Annotated in this window: 15 protein-coding genes; 3 read left to right on the top strand and 12 right to left on the bottom strand. The window is 60.1% G+C overall.

Going from position 1 to position 15,044, the window contains the following annotated elements:
- The first annotated feature begins 92 nt into the window (after positions 1-92).
- Entirely contained in the window at positions 93-1,172 is a 1,080-nt protein-coding gene (fbaA, locus tag J0F90_RS20195) for a class II fructose-bisphosphate aldolase (RefSeq protein ID WP_004931586.1), read from the top strand.
- Between the two features lie 56 nt (positions 1,173-1,228).
- Here the strand turns inward: fbaA and J0F90_RS20190 are convergent, their stop codons facing one another.
- Positions 1,229-1,897: a DUF1345 domain-containing protein gene (locus J0F90_RS20190; RefSeq protein WP_033639434.1), complete on the bottom strand. Its 669-nt coding sequence runs from the start codon at positions 1,895-1,897 to the stop codon at positions 1,229-1,231.
- Between the two features lie 205 nt (positions 1,898-2,102).
- On the opposite strand from J0F90_RS20190, the gene mscS reads away from it, so the two are divergent.
- Positions 2,103-2,969: a small-conductance mechanosensitive channel MscS gene (gene mscS, locus J0F90_RS20185; RefSeq protein ID WP_015378992.1), complete on the top strand. Its 867-nt coding sequence runs from the start codon at positions 2,103-2,105 to the stop codon at positions 2,967-2,969.
- A gap of 81 nt (positions 2,970-3,050) precedes the next feature.
- Here the strand turns inward: mscS and J0F90_RS20180 are convergent, their stop codons facing one another.
- The 3 genes from J0F90_RS20180 to J0F90_RS20170 all read right to left on the bottom strand — a co-directional run bounded on the left by J0F90_RS20180 (position 3,051) and on the right by J0F90_RS20170 (position 6,606).
- On the bottom strand, positions 3,051-4,400 hold the full coding sequence (locus J0F90_RS20180; RefSeq protein WP_033639435.1) for an MFS transporter: 1,350 nt from the start codon (positions 4,398-4,400) through the stop codon (positions 3,051-3,053).
- A gap of 171 nt (positions 4,401-4,571) precedes the next feature.
- Positions 4,572-5,603, bottom strand: a complete 1,032-nt coding sequence (locus tag J0F90_RS20175; RefSeq protein ID WP_028127699.1) for a methionine synthase — start codon at positions 5,601-5,603, stop codon at positions 4,572-4,574.
- A gap of 25 nt (positions 5,604-5,628) precedes the next feature.
- Positions 5,629-6,606, bottom strand: a complete 978-nt coding sequence (locus tag J0F90_RS20170) for a DUF1852 domain-containing protein (RefSeq protein ID WP_016930027.1) — start codon at positions 6,604-6,606, stop codon at positions 5,629-5,631.
- 316 nt (positions 6,607-6,922) lie between these two features.
- Here J0F90_RS20170 and J0F90_RS20165 point away from each other — a divergent pair, with 316 nt between their 5' ends.
- Positions 6,923-7,462, top strand: coding sequence for a DUF2058 domain-containing protein (locus J0F90_RS20165; RefSeq protein ID WP_025160208.1), 540 nt, complete (start codon positions 6,923-6,925; stop codon positions 7,460-7,462).
- Positions 7,463-7,469: 7 nt separating this feature from the next.
- On the opposite strand, the gene J0F90_RS20160 is transcribed toward J0F90_RS20165, so the two are convergent.
- The 8 genes from J0F90_RS20160 to yiaK all read right to left on the bottom strand — a co-directional run bounded on the left by J0F90_RS20160 (position 7,470) and on the right by yiaK (position 14,907).
- Complete coding sequence (locus tag J0F90_RS20160) at positions 7,470-8,168, bottom strand: RluA family pseudouridine synthase (RefSeq protein WP_033639436.1); 699 nt, start codon at positions 8,166-8,168, stop codon at positions 7,470-7,472.
- 142 nt (positions 8,169-8,310) lie between these two features.
- A complete protein-coding gene (araD, locus tag J0F90_RS20155) occupies positions 8,311-9,006 on the bottom strand; it encodes an L-ribulose-5-phosphate 4-epimerase (protein WP_033639438.1) in 696 nt (231 codons plus the stop codon).
- Entirely contained in the window at positions 9,000-9,860 is an 861-nt protein-coding gene (locus tag J0F90_RS20150; RefSeq protein WP_033639439.1) for an L-ribulose-5-phosphate 3-epimerase, read from the bottom strand. Before J0F90_RS20150 ends, araD begins: the two co-directional genes overlap by 7 nt.
- Position 9,861: 1 nt before the next feature.
- Positions 9,862-10,518, bottom strand: coding sequence for a 3-keto-L-gulonate-6-phosphate decarboxylase UlaD (gene ulaD, locus J0F90_RS20145; protein WP_033639440.1), 657 nt, complete (start codon positions 10,516-10,518; stop codon positions 9,862-9,864).
- Positions 10,515-12,005 carry an FGGY-family carbohydrate kinase gene (locus tag J0F90_RS20140; protein ID WP_033639441.1) on the bottom strand — a complete coding sequence of 497 codons (1,491 nt, stop codon included), beginning with the start codon at positions 12,003-12,005 and terminating at the stop codon, positions 10,515-10,517. Before J0F90_RS20140 ends, ulaD begins: the two co-directional genes overlap by 4 nt.
- The gene (locus J0F90_RS20135) at positions 12,005-13,300 is read right to left on the bottom strand and encodes an MFS transporter (protein ID WP_033639442.1); all 1,296 of its coding nucleotides are present in this window, start codon (positions 13,298-13,300) and stop codon (positions 12,005-12,007) included. Before J0F90_RS20135 ends, J0F90_RS20140 begins: the two co-directional genes overlap by 1 nt.
- A gap of 124 nt (positions 13,301-13,424) precedes the next feature.
- Positions 13,425-13,895 (bottom strand): NanQ anomerase/TabA/YiaL family protein, encoded by a 471-nt coding sequence (locus J0F90_RS20130; RefSeq protein ID WP_016930018.1) that lies wholly within the window; start codon positions 13,893-13,895, stop codon positions 13,425-13,427.
- Between the two features lie 13 nt (positions 13,896-13,908).
- A complete protein-coding gene (gene yiaK, locus J0F90_RS20125; protein ID WP_016930017.1) occupies positions 13,909-14,907 on the bottom strand; it encodes a 3-dehydro-L-gulonate 2-dehydrogenase in 999 nt (332 codons plus the stop codon).
- Positions 14,908-15,044: the final 137 nt, after the last annotated feature.

The following is a 15,044-nucleotide window of genomic DNA, read 5'->3' as shown; positions in this document are numbered from 1 at the left end:
GCCCGTTTGTTTTATACCGCGCGGCTAACGCTGCGCGGCGTGAAAACATCGATTTACATCCATCTACGGCCGACGAAACAGGACAAAGTAACATGTCTAAAATTTTTGATTTCGTAAAACCGGGTGTCATCACGGGTGATGACGTTCAGAAAGTCTTCGCAGTTGCTAAAGAGAACAACTTTGCGCTGCCAGCGGTAAACTGCGTGGGTACCGACTCCATCAACGCAGTGCTGGAAGCCGCGGCTAAAGTGCGCGCGCCGGTCATCGTTCAGTTCTCCAACGGCGGCGCCGCGTTCATCGCCGGCAAAGGCGTGAAGACCGATGTGCCTCAGGGCGCAGCGATTCTGGGCGCCATCTCTGGCGCACACCACGTTCACCAGATGGCTGAACACTACGGCGTGCCGGTGATCCTGCACACCGACCACTGCGCGAAGAAACTGCTGCCATGGCTGGACGGCCTGCTGGACGCCGGCGAGAAGCACTTCGCCGCTACCGGCAAACCGCTGTTCTCTTCCCACATGATCGATCTGTCTGAAGAGTCTCTGGAAGAAAACATCGAGATCTGCAGCGCCTACCTGAAGCGCATGGCCAAAATCGGCATGACGCTGGAAATCGAACTGGGCTGCACCGGCGGTGAAGAAGACGGCGTGGACAACAGCCATATGGATGCTTCCGCACTGTACACCCAGCCGGAAGACGTGGCTTACGCGTACGAAAAACTGAACGCCATCAGCCCGCGCTTCACCATCGCAGCTTCCTTCGGTAACGTGCACGGCGTGTACAAGCCAGGCAACGTTAAGCTGACTCCGACCATCCTGCGCGATTCTCAGAAATACGTTTCCGAGAAATTCAACCTGCCGCATAACAGCCTGAACTTCGTGTTCCACGGCGGCTCCGGTTCCAGCGATGCGGAAATCAAAGAGTCCGTCAGCTACGGCGTGATCAAGATGAACATCGATACCGATACCCAATGGGCGACCTGGGACGGCATCCTGCAGTACTACAAAGCGAACGAAGCTTACCTGCAGGGCCAGCTGGGCAACCCGAAAGGCGCCGATCAGCCGAACAAGAAATACTACGATCCACGCGTATGGCTGCGCGCAGCGCAGACCAGCATGGTGACGCGTCTGGAGCAGGCTTTCAAAGATCTGAACGCGGTAGACGTTCTGTAATCTTCGGCACCTGTTGCACGATGCAAAAGGCTCCCTGCGGGGAGCCTTTTTTGTTTTCAGCCCAGCAGGCCGGCGCCGACGTTGATCGACAGGCCCAGGATCAGCATGTTGAACACGAACGAAATAACCGACTGCACGAGCGCGATTTTACGCACCTCCGCGGCGCCGACCGCCACGTCGGCGGTTTGCGACGCGACCGCGATGGTGAAGGAGAAGTAGGTGAAGTCCAGATAGGTCGGCTCGGTGAGATTGCCGGGGAACAGCAGCGGCAAAGGATCCCGCTGTGCGTCCTGACGATAAAACTGATGGGCATAGTGCATGGTGAAGGCGGTCGGCAGCAGCAGCCAGGAGACTGCCAGCGTTGCGCCGGTTAACGCCAGATGTAGCGTTTTCAGCGAATCGCTGGCCTGTTTGGCGCTGCTCAATTCGAACAGGATCGCCAGAATGCTCACCAGACAACCGAAACTGACCAGCGCCAACACCGTGCTGGCGCTTTCATCCTGTCGCCGGGCGATCTGGCGAATGTGCTGCGGCGTGCTGACCAGCATCAGCCGCCAGAGAAACAGCAGATAGAGCCAGGCCAGCGTATTCCAGCCGATCATCAGGCGCTGCAGCAACGAGAGTTGGGCGGGCAGCAACAGAAAGCACAACAGCCCGGCGCCGACGGAAAACAGCAGCCTGGGCCGCACTTGCCAATAGTGTTTGAGCGAAGAGCGAATGTGCATGAAGAACGGATCTCTTGTCGTGAAATGGCCAACGTGCTGTTTTCAGCATAGAAGAAGCGGCGGGCGGTTTCGGCTATTTTTAACGCTGACGGTTGGCATGAGCCTTTAATGTTGGTTACCCTTAGGCGGTGGTTTCCTACTGGCTGCCGAAGCCAGTGTATTTTTGCGAGTTTCTCCCGTTAGGGACTGAGTTAGGACGACACGAATGAAAGATTTGAATGTAGTAGACGGCATCAACGGTGCCGGCGACTGGTTGGTGAAGAACCAGGATCTGTTGATCCAGTACGCGGTGAATATCGTCGCCGCCATCGTTATCCTGATCATCGGTTCGATCGTGGCCCGCGTGGTCGGCAATGCGCTGAACCGCGTGATGAAACTGCGCGGCATCGACGCCACGGTAGCTGACTTCCTGTCGGCGATCGTACGTTACGGCGTGCTGGCGTTCACCTTCATCGCGGTGCTGGGGCGCGTCGGCGTGCAGACCACCTCGGTGATCGCCGTGCTGGGTGCCGCCGGTTTGGCCGTCGGTCTGGCGCTGCAAGGCTCGCTGTCCAACTTCGCCGCCGGCGTGCTGCTGGTGATCTTCCGCCCGCTGCGCGTGGGTGAGTATGTCGATCTGGGCGGCGTGGCCGGCACCGTCGATCAGGTGCAGATTTTCTCCACCACCCTGCGCACCGCAGACAACAAAACCATCGTGGTGCCGAACGGTAAAATCATCGCCGGCAACATCATCAACTACTCCCGCGAACCGAACCGCCGCGTGGATATCGTGGTAGGCGTGGCCTACAACGCCGATATCGACGTGGTGAAAAAGGTGTTGGGCGACGTGATCGCCGCCGACAAGCGCATCATGCACGCTAAAGGCGTGACCGTGCGTCTGAACGAGATGGCGCCATCTTCCCTGAACTTCGTGACCCGTTCCTGGACCACTAACGCGGAATACTGGAACGTGTACTTCGATCTGATGGAAAACTTCAAGCGCGCGCTGGATGCCCACAACATCGGCATTCCGTTCCCGCAGATGGACGTGCACCTGTATCGCACCGAAGACGCTTCCGCCAAGGCGGAATAACACAGAAGGGGGCCTTGGCCCCCTTTTTTATTGCGGGCCGAGACGCTACCGATGGCGTCTCGGCCTTTTATTTCCGCGAGTTCAGATGCCGGCCGCCGGTTCGGTCAGCGGCGCGCGGCGGCGCAGGCTGAGGCGATAAAGCAGGAAGATGGCGGCTGCGCCCAGCAGCGCCGGCAACGCCAGCCAGAGGAAGAACACTTCTGGCGATCCGGCGGCGGTCATCATCCAGGCGCCGAGCATCGAGCCGACGATCGAGCCGAAGCGGCCATTGGCCATGGCCCAACTGACGCCGGTGACGCGGGCTGCGGTCGGGTAAAGGGTGGCGGAAACCAGGTTCAGGCCGTTCTGCGCGCCGGCCACGCCGAAGCCGATAAGGAACACAATGGCGGCCAGCGTGTAGACGTCGCCCATCAGATACCCGGTCGCGCCGATCACCAGCGCGGCGCCCAGGTAGGAGACGGCCAATACGCGGTAGGGCCCGACCCGATCCATCAGCAGCGCCATGAGGATGGCGCCCAGAGTGCCGCCGAGCGGCACCATGGCTCCGATGCGCGAGGCGTGGGCGATATCGAAACCGGCGTCTTTGAGTATCGTCGGCAACCAGCTGGTGAGCAGGTAGAACACGAACAGCGAACAGAAGAACGCCGCCCACAGCAGCAGGGTGCGCACGGCGCGCCCTTCGATAAACAGATGCGAGATCGGCGATTTGACCTGCGCCGGACGCTCGTCATCGACAATCGTCACACCGGCCCAACGCTGGCCGGTGATGCGCTCGACCACCCGGCGTAGCCGATCGGCATGTTTGGCGCTGGCGGCCATAAAGCGTACTGATTCAGGCATCTGCCAGGCCAACAGCGGCAACAGCGCCAATGGCGCAATGCCGCCGACCACCAGCAGGCCGCGCCAGCCAAATGCAGGAATGATCTGCCCGGCCAGCAGGCCGCCCAAGGCCAGACCGGCGGTAAAGCCGCTCCAGCTCAGGGTGACCATCAGCATGCGCCGGCGCGCCGGTGAGTACTCAGAGCTGAGGGTGATGCAGGTCGGTATCGCGCCCCCGAGGCCAATGCCGGTGATGAAGCGCAACAGGGTCAGGGATTCGATCGAATGCGCATAGGCCGAAGCCAGGGTGCAGCCGCCAAACACCAGCACCGCGACGAGCAGCACGCGTTTGCGGCCGATGGCGTCGGCGATCGGCCCGAACAGCAGGCTGCCGATCAGCAGGCCGAACAATCCCGCACCGAAGGCGGGGGAGAGCTGCGCTGGCTGCAGGCCCCACTCTTCGCGCAGCGCCGGGGCGATATAGCCGATGATGGCGGTATCGAAGCCGTCCAGCAGGGCGATCAGGAAACACAGGGCGAGGATGAGGATTTGATAAGGCGAGATCTTGGCGCGATCGATAATTTCGCTGATGCGAGCGGTATCTGGGCTCATGAGGGTTCCACTGTTATTAAGCTGGTGTGGGCTGGCTGAGGGGCCGTTCAGGCCGCTTTGGCTGGCATCGCGTAGAAATCCGAGTATACACCAGAGCGGGGGCGTTGCGGGGAGGGGGAGTCGATGATAATCGCCCGCCGCAGGAGGCTACTGCGGCGGGCGCTGGCGCGGTTATTTGGCCAACAGTTCTCGGCGCACGATTTCGGCGCCTGCGCTTAAGGCATTCAGCTTGCCGCTGGCGACCTGACGGGGCAGGGGAGCCATGCCGCAGTTGGTCGACGGATAGAGCTTGTCGGCATCGACAAACTGCAGCGCTTTGCGCAGCGTAGCGGCTACTTCCTCCGGCGTCTCAACGGCATGATTCGCTACGTCGATGGCGCCGACCATCACTTTCTTACCGCGAATCAGTTCAAGCAGATCCATCGGCACGTGCGAGTTATGGCACTCCAACGAGATAATATCGATAGTCGACGTTTGCAGCTTGGGAAACGCCTCTTCATATTGCCGCCACTCAGAGCCCAGCGTCTTTTTCCAGTCGGTATTGGCCTTAATGCCGTATCCATAGCAGATATGTACGGCCGTTTCACACTTAAGCCCTTCAACGGCTCTTTCCAGGGCGGCGATGCCCCAGTCATTCACCTCGTCAAAGAACACATTAAATGCGGGCTCATCAAACTGAATAATGTCGACGCCAGCGGCCTCAAGCTCTTTGGCTTCCTGATTGAGGATCTTGGCGAACTCCCAGGCCAATTTCTCGCGGCTTTTATAGTGGTTGTCATAAAGCGTGTCGATCATGGTCATCGGCCCCGGCAGGGCCCATTTAATCGGCTGCTTGGTCAGCTGGCGTAAAAATTTGGCGTCTTCAACGAAAACGGGTTTTTGGCGCGAGACCGCCCCCACAACGGTTGGCACGCTCGCTTCGTAGCGATTGCGGATTTTAACCACTTCGCGTTTCTCGAAATCGACGCCGCTGAGGTGCTCGATAAACGTCGTGACGAAGTGCTGGCGCGTTTGCTCGCCATCGCTGACGATATCGATGCCGGCCTGTTGTTGCTCTGCCAGCGACAAACGCAAGGCGTCCTGTTTCCCTTCGATTAATTCTTCATTCTGCAATTTCCAGGGCGACCACAGGGTTTCCGGTTGGGCCAGCCAGACAGGTTTGGGCAAGCTGCCGGCGGTCGACGTAGGGAGCAATATTTTCATGATAGATGACCTGTATTTGAGTGAATCAAAGCGCGTAGTGAGCAGACCATTGCTCAAGAAGAGGTTTGTAGGGTTTGATAAATTGCTCTTCCGTAAATTTCCCCTGCTCAATCGCCAACTGGCTACGCTCTTCGCGATCGTAAACAATCTTGGTTAATGAATGATCCTGGTTATTCAGGCTGGGCTGATAGCATTGCCCCGCCGCCGAGTTGGCATTGTAAATTTCAGGCCGATAAATTTTCTGGAAGGTCTCCATCGTGCTGATGGTGCCGATCAGTTCCAGATCGGTGTAATCGCTCAGCAAATCCCCGGGGAAATAAAACGCCAGGGGCGCGACGCTATTTTTCGGCATGAAATAGCGCACCTGCAGGCCCATTTTTTTAAAATACCGGTCGGTCAGCGAAGCGCCGTCTTGCCGATACTCGTCGCCCAACACCGGGTGTTGATTGCCCGTCCGATGGTAGGTGTCTTTGCTGGACACGCTGAGGCAAATCACCGGCGGTTTGCTGAAATTTTCATGGTATTCGTTTGAATTGACGAAGTGCTTAAAGATATTGCCGTGCAAATCGCCGAAATCATCCGGAATGGTAAATTCCGCCGTGTTTTTATTGTGCGCCGGTAGCAAGACGCTAAAGTCGTAGTCGCGCACGTAAGAGGAGAAATTGTTCCCAACGATGCCCTCGATACGCTTTTGCGTTTTTTTATCAAGGATGTTGGTTTTCAGGATTTCGATCACCGGGAAGCTGGCGCCCTGATCTTCAATGCGCATCTCAACCGAGATGATTTCAAGCTCGACCGAATAGCGATCGGCCTTGGGGTTATCCCAATGCGCCAACGTATTGAAGCGATTGTTAATCATCACCAGCGTATTGCGCAGGTTCTCCCGGCGATTTTCCCCTCTGGCCAAATTGGCGAAGTTGGTGGTGATACGCGTACTTTCAGAAGGGTTATAATCTTCATCGAAAGAACTGCTCTTAATCGTAAAGGTAAAGTCTCTATTCATCGTCTTATAGCATCCTGTTATATGATATGAAGGCTGGATTTATCCATTTATTTCAATGGGTTGTTTTTCTCTTTTTTCATTCAGCCGATTTCATATTGTCTGTCGTTAATGAGGTCTATTTTTGCCAGAGTCCCGGTGGGAGTGAAAGAGACTTAATTTCATTACCACATGAGCGGTATTCATGTTCTGGCGTTCGGGGCGGTTTATCGCCGTTGCCCTGCGGCGCAAACCGCCGGTGGGTTGGGCCGGCAACCTGGTGCAGCCTGAAAAATTACGGGTATAATCCCTCCATGATCCCACGGCTTCAGACACGAACATGACAAAACTCACCTTACAAGAGCAGATGCTCAAAGCGGGCTTGGTAACCAGCAAGAAAATGGCCAAAGTCCAGAGAACGGCTAAAAAATCACGCGTTCAGGCCCGCGAGGCCAGAGAAGCGGTGGAAGAGAATAAAAAGGCGCAGCTTGAGCGCGATAAGCAGCTGAGCGAGCAGCAAAAGCAGGCCGCGTTGTCCAAAGAGTACAAGGCGCAGGTGAAGCAGCTGATCGAGATGAACCGCATCGTCCTGGCGAAAGGCGATATCGGTTTCAACTTCACCGACGGCAACCTGATCAAAAAAATCCTGGTGGATAAGGCGACGCAGACGCAGCTGATCAATGGCCGCCTCGCCATTGCCCGCTTGGTGGTCGAGAACCGGGAAGAGTGTGAATACGCGATTATCCCCGCGAGCGTCGCCGATAAAATCGCGCAGCGCGATGCGGCCAGCATAGTGCTGCACAGCGCACTGAGTCAGGAAGAACAGGATGAAGACGATCCGTACGCCGACTTTAAAGTGCCCGACGATTTGATGTGGTAAGCCGCGTTCAGAACGGCGCTGCGTGACGAGCGGCTATCCGCTCTCCGCTGATGGGGTGCACAAAGTCCAGCTCGCTGGCGTGCAGCATCAGCCGCGGCGTCTGTTCGGTACCCGGCAGCAGGCGCCCGCCATACAGATCGCAACCTAAAATAGGATGGCCCAATTGCCGGCTGTGAATACGCAGCTGGTGGGTGCGTCCGGTCTCCGGGGTGAGCTGCACCCGCGTCAGCGGCAGCGAGATCCCGCCTTCCATTTCACGATAAAAACGTTCGACGACCCGATAGCGGGAGCGGGCGGGCTTGCCGTGGAGGGCGCAAATCGACATCAGCGGGAACAACGCCGGATCTTTGGCGATCGCCGCGTCTATTACCCCTTCGTTATCCGCCAGATGGCCGCAGAGCAGCGCGCTGTACACTTTGCCGACGGTGCGTTCGCTGAACTGCCGACAGAGCGCGGCGTTGACGGCCTTGTTGCGGGCCACCACCATCAAACCGGACGTGCCGAAATCCAGGCGGTGCGCCAGGGCGCAGCCGGGGAACCTCTGTACCAGCCGGTGGTGTACCGAATCGAGATTCTGCGGATTCTTGCCCGAGAGGCTGAGCAGCCCGGGCGGCTTATTGATCAGCGCCAGATGATCGTCCTGATAGAGGATCTCTATCTGGTCATGGCATGGCGGGGCGATAAAGGTATCGGTGATCGTAGACATCGGGCGGCCGGCTGGAGGGTGGGTGCGGATGATAGCGAATTTTTCGCCGATGGGCGAATGCGGTTTTCGCTACACTGCGCCTCATGCCCGTTGGCACCCGATGCGGCAAAGCATCGGGCGCCACGGTTAAAGCCCCGGCGCGCTACTGCCCGTAGTAGGCGTGTTGGCCGTGTTTGCGCAGGTAGTGTTTGTCCAACAGCTCGCGCTGCATGCTGTGAATGCCCGGCGTCAGCTGGCGCGAGAAAATGCCCATGTAGGCAATTTCTTCCAGCACCACCGCATTATGCACCGCGTTGTGGGCGTCTTTGCCCCAGGCGAAGGGGCCGTGGGCGTTGACCAGTACCGCCGGGATCGCGTTGGGATTGATATCGCGCCGGCGGAAGGTTTCGATAATCACGTTGCCGGTTTCCAGTTCGTAATCGTGCTCAATTTCATCCTGGGTCATCAGGCGAGTGCAGGGGATCGCGCCATAAAAATAGTCGGCGTGGGTGGTTCCCCAGGCGGGGATGTCCAGCCCGGCCTGCGCCCAAATGGTAGCGTGGCGCGAATGGGTGTGGACGATGCCGCCGATATCGGCAAATTCGCGGTACAGCGCCAGATGGGTGGCGGTGTCCGACGACGGTTTTTTTGCCCCCTCGACGGTGCGGCCGCTGGCCAGATCGACCACCACCATATCCTCCGCCGTCATATGCTCGTATTCAACGCCTGACGGCTTGATCACCACCAGACCGCGTTCGCGATCCACCGCGCTGACGTTGCCCCAGGTAAAAGTCACCAGCTTATGGCGCGGCAGATCGAGATTGGCCTCCAGCACCTGTTGTTTTAACTGAGTCAGCATGTCATGCCCCCTTGTTGCATTTTCTGTTCGATCCAGCGGCGGGCCTGAACGATCTCGGCCACCGGCTCCTCGGCTTTTTCGGTCCACATCTCAATCAGGAATGCGCCGCGGTAATTGAGGCGCTGCAGCGTGCGAAACACCTCGACGAAGTCGACGCAGCCTTCGCCAAACGGCACGTCGCGGAATTGTCCCGGGGAAACGGCGGTGACCGGGTAGGTGTCTTTCAGGTGAATGGCGGCGATGCGATCGATGCCCAGCTCCAGCTCGCGCGGCACGTCATTGCCCCAGGCGCTGAGGTTGCCGACGTCCGGATACACCGTGAACCACGGTGAGGCCAGCAGGGCGTCCCAGGCTTTCCATTTACCGATCGAGTTCATAAAGGCGGTATCCATAATTTCCACCGCCAGCATCACCTGGGCGGCGGCGGCACGGTCTACCGCCCACTGCATGCCTTCGCTAAAGCGCGCCAGCGTTCCCTCGTCCTGCTCTTCGTAATACACGTCGTAGCCGGCCAACTGGATGGTGCGGATGCCGACGTCTTTGGCCAACTGAATGGCCTGTTCCATCACGTCGAAGGCACGCTGTCGCAGCGCCGGATCGTGGCTGCCAAACGGAAAGCGCCGGTGGCCGGAGAGGCACATCGACGGAATGCGGATGCCGGTTTCCAGCATGGCGTCCACCAGCGCCAGGCGCTGCGCCTTGCTCCAGCTCAGGCGCGCCAGACGTTCATCGCTTTCGTCCACCGACATTTCGACGAAGTCGAAGCCGCAGGCCTTGGCCAGCGCCAGGCGCTCGGGCCAGCTCAGGTGTTTCGGCAGTGCTTTCTCGTAAATTCCCAACGGGTGCTGACGCATATCATGATCTCCAGATGTCATCGATGGCGGCGCGGAACTGCCTGGCGGCCGCCGGCGGATCGCCGGCCTCGGCCAGCGCGCGGCCGGCGATAAAGGCGGTGACGGCGATCTCTTTAAACAGCGGCAGGTCGGCGGGCGTGATGCCGCCGGTCACCGACAGCTCGATGCCCAGATCGGACAGTGCCTTCATCCGATCCAGATCCTGCCGGCCCCAGGTTTGCCCGCTGGCCTGCGCGTCGCGGCCGCGGTGATAGATCGCCTGGCGAATGCCAAGGCCGCGCCATTGCCGCGCATCCTCCAATGTCCAGCGGCCGAACAGTTCGATCTGGATTTCGCCGCCGTGACGCTCGGCGACCTCCCGCGCGCTGGCCATGGTGGCCAACGGCGCGGCGCAGATCACCGTCATCCAGTCCGCGCCCTGGCCGAAGGCCTGCTCGGCCAGCGTCGCACCGGCGTCGGCCACCTTGAGATCGGCCACCAGCGTGTGCTGCGGACAGCGCTCGCGCAGCGCGCTAACCGCCTGAATGCCGGCGCTGATGCACAAAATGGTACCGGCCTCGATGATGTCCACATGGGGGCTGAGGGTCTCGGCGGTGCGCAGCGCCGTATCCAGACGGGTTTGATCGAGCGCCAGCTGCAGGCGCGGTTTCGTGCTCATGGGGCCTCCTTGTTGGCGGGCTGCAGATTTTGCAATGCAGCAATCAGCGCCTGATAACGTTGGTGTTTGTGGTCGTAAGCTTCGGCGGCGGCCGCATCAGGCAGCAGCCGCTCGATACGCGGCGCCAGCCGGCGCTGGGCGGCGGTGAAATCGCTGAAGACGCCGCTGCCGACCATGGCCGCCATCGCCGCGCCCAGACAGCCGGTTTCTTCCACCTGCGGCAGCTCAACCGGCAGGCCGCTGACGTCGGCGAACATTTGCATCCAGGGGCGGGATTTGGCGGGGCCGCCGGTCACGCGCAGCGCCTGCGCCTCAGGGAAACGCCGGCGCATGCGGTTAAGGTGCGTCATGTGGCAGAACACCACGCCTTCGTAGATCGCCTGCACCAGGTGCTCGCGTTGGTGGAAGGCCTGCAGGCCGTAGAAGCTGGCGCTCAGCCCCAGGCCGGCGTTGGAGCCATACAGGAAAGGGGCGAACAGCAGATCGCCGGCGGCTTTCGGCAGGGCGGCGACCCAGCGGTTAAGCTGGTCGTAGTCCTGCAGCCCCCATTGGTGACAGAACCATTCCAGGTTGGCGGCGGAAGTGGGGCTGGCTTCGTGCACGATGTATTGGCCGTTTTCGGCGTGGCGGCCATAGACAAAGGGATGATCGAAACCCTCGACGATGGCGTCGGTGATGCCGCTGGTGACCGACCAGGTCCCCATCACCGCGTTGAGCCGGGTTTCGTCCTGCAGGCCGGCGCACAGCGCGGTGGACACCACGTCGAACAACCCGCCGACCACCGGGGTGCCGATTTGCAGGCCGGTAATGGCCGCGGCGTTTGCCGAGACGCGTCCGGCGATGTCGGCCGAACCGACAATCGTCGGCAGGGCGGGCATGATGTCGCCGATGCCCAGCAGCTGCGCCAGCGCCGGGTCATAGCGTCCGCTGCGCATCTGATACAGGTTGGATTCGGAGATATTGGTTTCTTCGCAGGCCAGCTCGCCGGTCAGGCAATAGCGCAGGTAGTCGTGCGCCATCAGCACGCTGCCGATGCGGGCGTAACGTTCAGGCTGATGCCGCTTCAGCCAGCGCAGCAGCGAGACCGGGTGCCCGGTCCACAGCGTTTGGCGCGTTTGCGGATACAGCGCCTGTGGCACGCCCTGCCGTTGCCATTCCTGCACCAGCGCCAGCGCGCGCTGATCGGAAGAGAGCATGGCGTTGCCCAGCGGCTGCCCCTGCTTATCCAGCAGAAACGCGCCCTTGCCCTGCGCCGAGATGCCGATGGCCTGGATGGCGCCGGCGGCGACGCCGCTGGCGGACAGCACTTCACGGATCACGTCGGCGGCGGTGCGCCACAGCGATGCCATATCGCGCTCGGCCCAGCCGGGCTGCGGCGCGACGATCGCCAGATTGCGCCGCGCAACGCCGTGTTCACGGCCCCTGCGGTCGTATAAACCCGCCTTGATGAAGGTGCCGCCGCAGTCGAGCCCCAGCCAATATTCCATCATTCGCTCCTCGCGCTGTGGTCGCATTTATTGGGCAGCATCAACGCCAGCACGGAGGCGATCGCCAGCGAGGCAGCCAGGCTGTAGACGCCGACATCCTTGTTGAACAGGCTGATCAGGACGCCGACCATATACGGGCCGCAAAAGCCGCCGAGGTTGCCCAGCGCATTGATCACGCCGCGCGCGCCGCCGGCCACTTCGGCGTTGAACAATTTGGGCGGGATGGTCCAGAACACCCCGGCCGCCGCCTGAATAAATACGCCGCAGCCGACCAGCGCAGCGTAAGACCACCAGACGTGATCCTTCAGCAGCACCGACAGCGCCATGCAGGCGGCAAAGCAGGCCAGCGGCAGGGCGACGAAGATTTTGCGCTTGCCGGTGCGATCGGAGAGGGTGGAGATGATCAGCATGCCGAAGATGGCGCCGATATAGGGCAAGATAGCCAGCAGGCCCACTTGCTCCATATCGCCGTGGGTCAGCCCTTTCAAAATGGTCGGCAGCCACAGGGTGTAGCCGTAGATACCGGTCTGGTAGAAAAAATTCACCAGGATCAGCTGCCACATGATCCGGTCGCCCAGCACCCGGCGCAGCGAGGCGTTGCGCACCGTTTTTCCTTTGATCAGCAGCTGTTCGTCGTGCAGGGTCTTTACCAGATACTCTTTTTCCGCCTGCGAGATCCATTTGGCCTCCTGGGGCCGGTTGCTGATGGTGAAGTACCACAGCGCCATGACTACCAGCGACAGAGCGCCCTCCACCAGAAACAGCATGCGCCAGTCCCAGGCGGTGATGATCCAACCCGACAGCGGGGCGGTGAGAATGCCGGCGATCGGCACGAACATGATGACGATGGCGTTGGCGCGGCCGCGCTCCTTATCCGGGAACCAGTTGCTGATCATGGTCAGCACCACCGGCAGCATGCCGCCTTCGGAAACGCCGAGGGCGAAGCGCAGGAACAGCAGCTGATACTGGTTGGTGACCAGCCCGGTCAGCACCGAGATCACCGCCCAGGCCAACAGTGACCAGCCGATGAATTTCTTGCCGTTGCCGTATACCGCCAGCTTGCCGCCGGGCACCTGCAGAAACAGGTAACCGATGAAGAAGATGCCGCCGGCCAGCCCGGCCATCGAGGCGGTGATGCCGAGTTCGTCATCCATGCCGCCGGGCATGGCGAAGGCGATGTTGACCCGGTCCATGTAAGAAATGATGCAGGTGATGAGGATCGGCGGCACGATCCTCAGCCAGCGGAGCTTGGGGATCGCCTGGCTTTGGCTGACGGAAACGGAGGCTGTATTCATAAGGACCTCTTTCGATGTTCGCTTTTTTGTAGGGTCGGGCGTTATTGTTTTGCTTGATTTGGGCGCAGGGGCGCCCGCACAGGCCCATGGACCGGTGTTGTTATCGTTACGGGTGTGGCGGCTATCAGGCGCTAAACGACGCCAGCGGTATCTTCACCACCACCTTGCGTATCGCGCTGGGGCGTTGGTTAATGCAGGCCGGGCGATGCACGTCCTGTGGGAAAAATACCGCGAAGTTGCCGGGCCGCATCGTGAGCCAGGATTCGTCGGCCACGTCCTGATAAAACAGGATGTCGCGCTGCGCCAGCAGCTCCTGATGAACGACGTTGTCGCCGTTGTCCGCCGCTACGCCGATAAGTTCGGTGCCGCTGACCAGAAACTGCACGTCGACGTTTTGCCGGTGGACTTCCGGGCGCAGCGCATCCGGTGGTTGGGTATGCAGATCCAGCACTTGCACCACGTAGCCGGTGGCGGGATCTTCATAGCGCCCTGCGGGCAAGACGCTGAAATCGGTGCGCTGCAAATAGGCGACGGCGTTGGCGACCGGCGTCGGGTACTGCTCGGGCGCGGTGTTGGCGATGTGGCCGAATATCATGATGATCCTCCCGTTACAGCGCCTGAATGCGCGCCCAGACTCGTTCGTCGACCGGAATGCCGTCGCGCAGATTCTCTGCCAGAATGCGCGGGAACTTGTGGCCCGGCAGGCGAATGGCGACGTCGGGGTTGTCCCGTTCGGCGCTGGTGACGTAATCCATGATGCGCTGCAGTTTTTGATCGCGGCTGTCGCCGTCGATCAACCGGTCTATCTCAATCGCGATGAACACCTGCGAGACGCCGTATTCGTCGCGGTGATCTTCCGTCACTTCCGCCACCGAGGCGCCGCCTGACAGCAGGGTGGCGATCATGTCCAGCACGATCGACAACGCCGATCCTTTCCAATACCCCATCGGCAAAATGCGCCGATTCTCTTCGATGGTGGCCGGATCGCGGGTCAGATGGCCGTCGTTGTCGAAGCCGCCGTCCACCGGCAGGGTTTTTCCCGCAAGCCGGTTCAGCTCCAGCGCGCCGTAGGAAAACATCGACATCGACATGTCCACCATGGTGATCGGGTTGCCGGGCACGGCGACGATCAAAGGGTTGGTGCCGATACGGCACGTTTTGGCGCCCCACGGCGGCATCACGGCGATCGAGTTGGTCCAGCAAATGCCGATATAGCCTTTCTCCGCCGCCTGCCAGCCGTAACCGCCGCCGCGCATCCAGTGGTTGGCGTTGCGCAGCGCCACCAGGCCGATGCCATGATCGTCGGCCAACTGCATGGCGCGATCCATCATGCGGCGGGCGGTAAGGTTGCCGATGCCCTGATGCGCATCCCATTGCTCGATCGCCCCCAGAGACAACAGTTTGCTGGGTTCGGCGTCCGGCACGATATCGCCGGCGTCCAACTGCTGAATAAAGCGCGGAAAGCGGTTAACGCCGTGGGAGTAAACGCCGCTGGCGGTGGTGTCGGCGAACATGCCGGCGCAGTCGTCGGCGAGATGTTCCGCCACGCCGCGCGCCAGCAGCACGCGTTTGAATTGCTGTTTTAATTCGCTGTAACTCACTCTCATGCCGGTTCTCCGCCTGTGCGAATTGTCTGTTTTTGGTTCGCTAAATTTCAATATGCGAAATTGCATTTCAAATAAATGCTATCCCGGCGATTCAGGGAAGTCAAAGCAAGGGGGGGTAAAATTATTCATGAAAAACA

The sequence above is a fragment of the Serratia marcescens subsp. marcescens ATCC 13880 genome, assembly GCF_017299535.1.
GTDB lineage: Bacteria > Pseudomonadota > Gammaproteobacteria > Enterobacterales > Enterobacteriaceae > Serratia > Serratia marcescens.
Note: the sequence above shows the minus strand (reverse complement) of the source record. Positions and strands in the feature narration are given on the sequence as shown.

Excerpts from the sequence above, each read along its gene's own strand:
- J0F90_RS20160 (WP_033639436.1), bottom strand. The coding sequence starts at position 8,168 with ATGTCTACGATCACCGATACCTTTATCGCCCCGCCATGCCATGACCAG.
- J0F90_RS20190 (WP_033639434.1), bottom strand. The coding sequence starts at position 1,897 with ATGCACATTCGCTCTTCGCTCAAACACTATTGGCAAGTGCGGCCCAGG.
- J0F90_RS20140 (WP_033639441.1), bottom strand. The coding sequence starts at position 12,005 with ATGGAATATTGGCTGGGGCTCGACTGCGGCGGCACCTTCATCAAGGCG.
- yiaK (WP_016930017.1), bottom strand. The coding sequence starts at position 14,907 with ATGAGAGTGAGTTACAGCGAATTAAAACAGCAATTCAAACGCGTGCTG.
- J0F90_RS20135 (WP_033639442.1), bottom strand. The coding sequence starts at position 13,300 with ATGAATACAGCCTCCGTTTCCGTCAGCCAAAGCCAGGCGATCCCCAAG.
- araD (WP_033639438.1), bottom strand. The coding sequence starts at position 9,006 with ATGCTGACTCAGTTAAAACAACAGGTGCTGGAGGCCAATCTCGATCTG.
- J0F90_RS20130 (WP_016930018.1), bottom strand. The coding sequence starts at position 13,895 with ATGATATTCGGCCACATCGCCAACACCGCGCCCGAGCAGTACCCGACG.
- J0F90_RS20175 (WP_028127699.1), bottom strand. The coding sequence starts at position 5,603 with ATGAAAATATTGCTCCCTACGTCGACCGCCGGCAGCTTGCCCAAACCT.
- mscS (WP_015378992.1), top strand. The coding sequence starts at position 2,103 with ATGAAAGATTTGAATGTAGTAGACGGCATCAACGGTGCCGGCGACTGG.
- fbaA (WP_004931586.1), top strand. The coding sequence starts at position 93 with ATGTCTAAAATTTTTGATTTCGTAAAACCGGGTGTCATCACGGGTGAT.
- ulaD (WP_033639440.1), bottom strand. The coding sequence starts at position 10,518 with ATGAGCACGAAACCGCGCCTGCAGCTGGCGCTCGATCAAACCCGTCTG.
- J0F90_RS20150 (WP_033639439.1), bottom strand. The coding sequence starts at position 9,860 with ATGCGTCAGCACCCGTTGGGAATTTACGAGAAAGCACTGCCGAAACAC.
- J0F90_RS20170 (WP_016930027.1), bottom strand. The coding sequence starts at position 6,606 with ATGAATAGAGACTTTACCTTTACGATTAAGAGCAGTTCTTTCGATGAA.
- J0F90_RS20165 (WP_025160208.1), top strand. The coding sequence starts at position 6,923 with ATGACAAAACTCACCTTACAAGAGCAGATGCTCAAAGCGGGCTTGGTA.
- J0F90_RS20180 (WP_033639435.1), bottom strand. The coding sequence starts at position 4,400 with ATGAGCCCAGATACCGCTCGCATCAGCGAAATTATCGATCGCGCCAAG.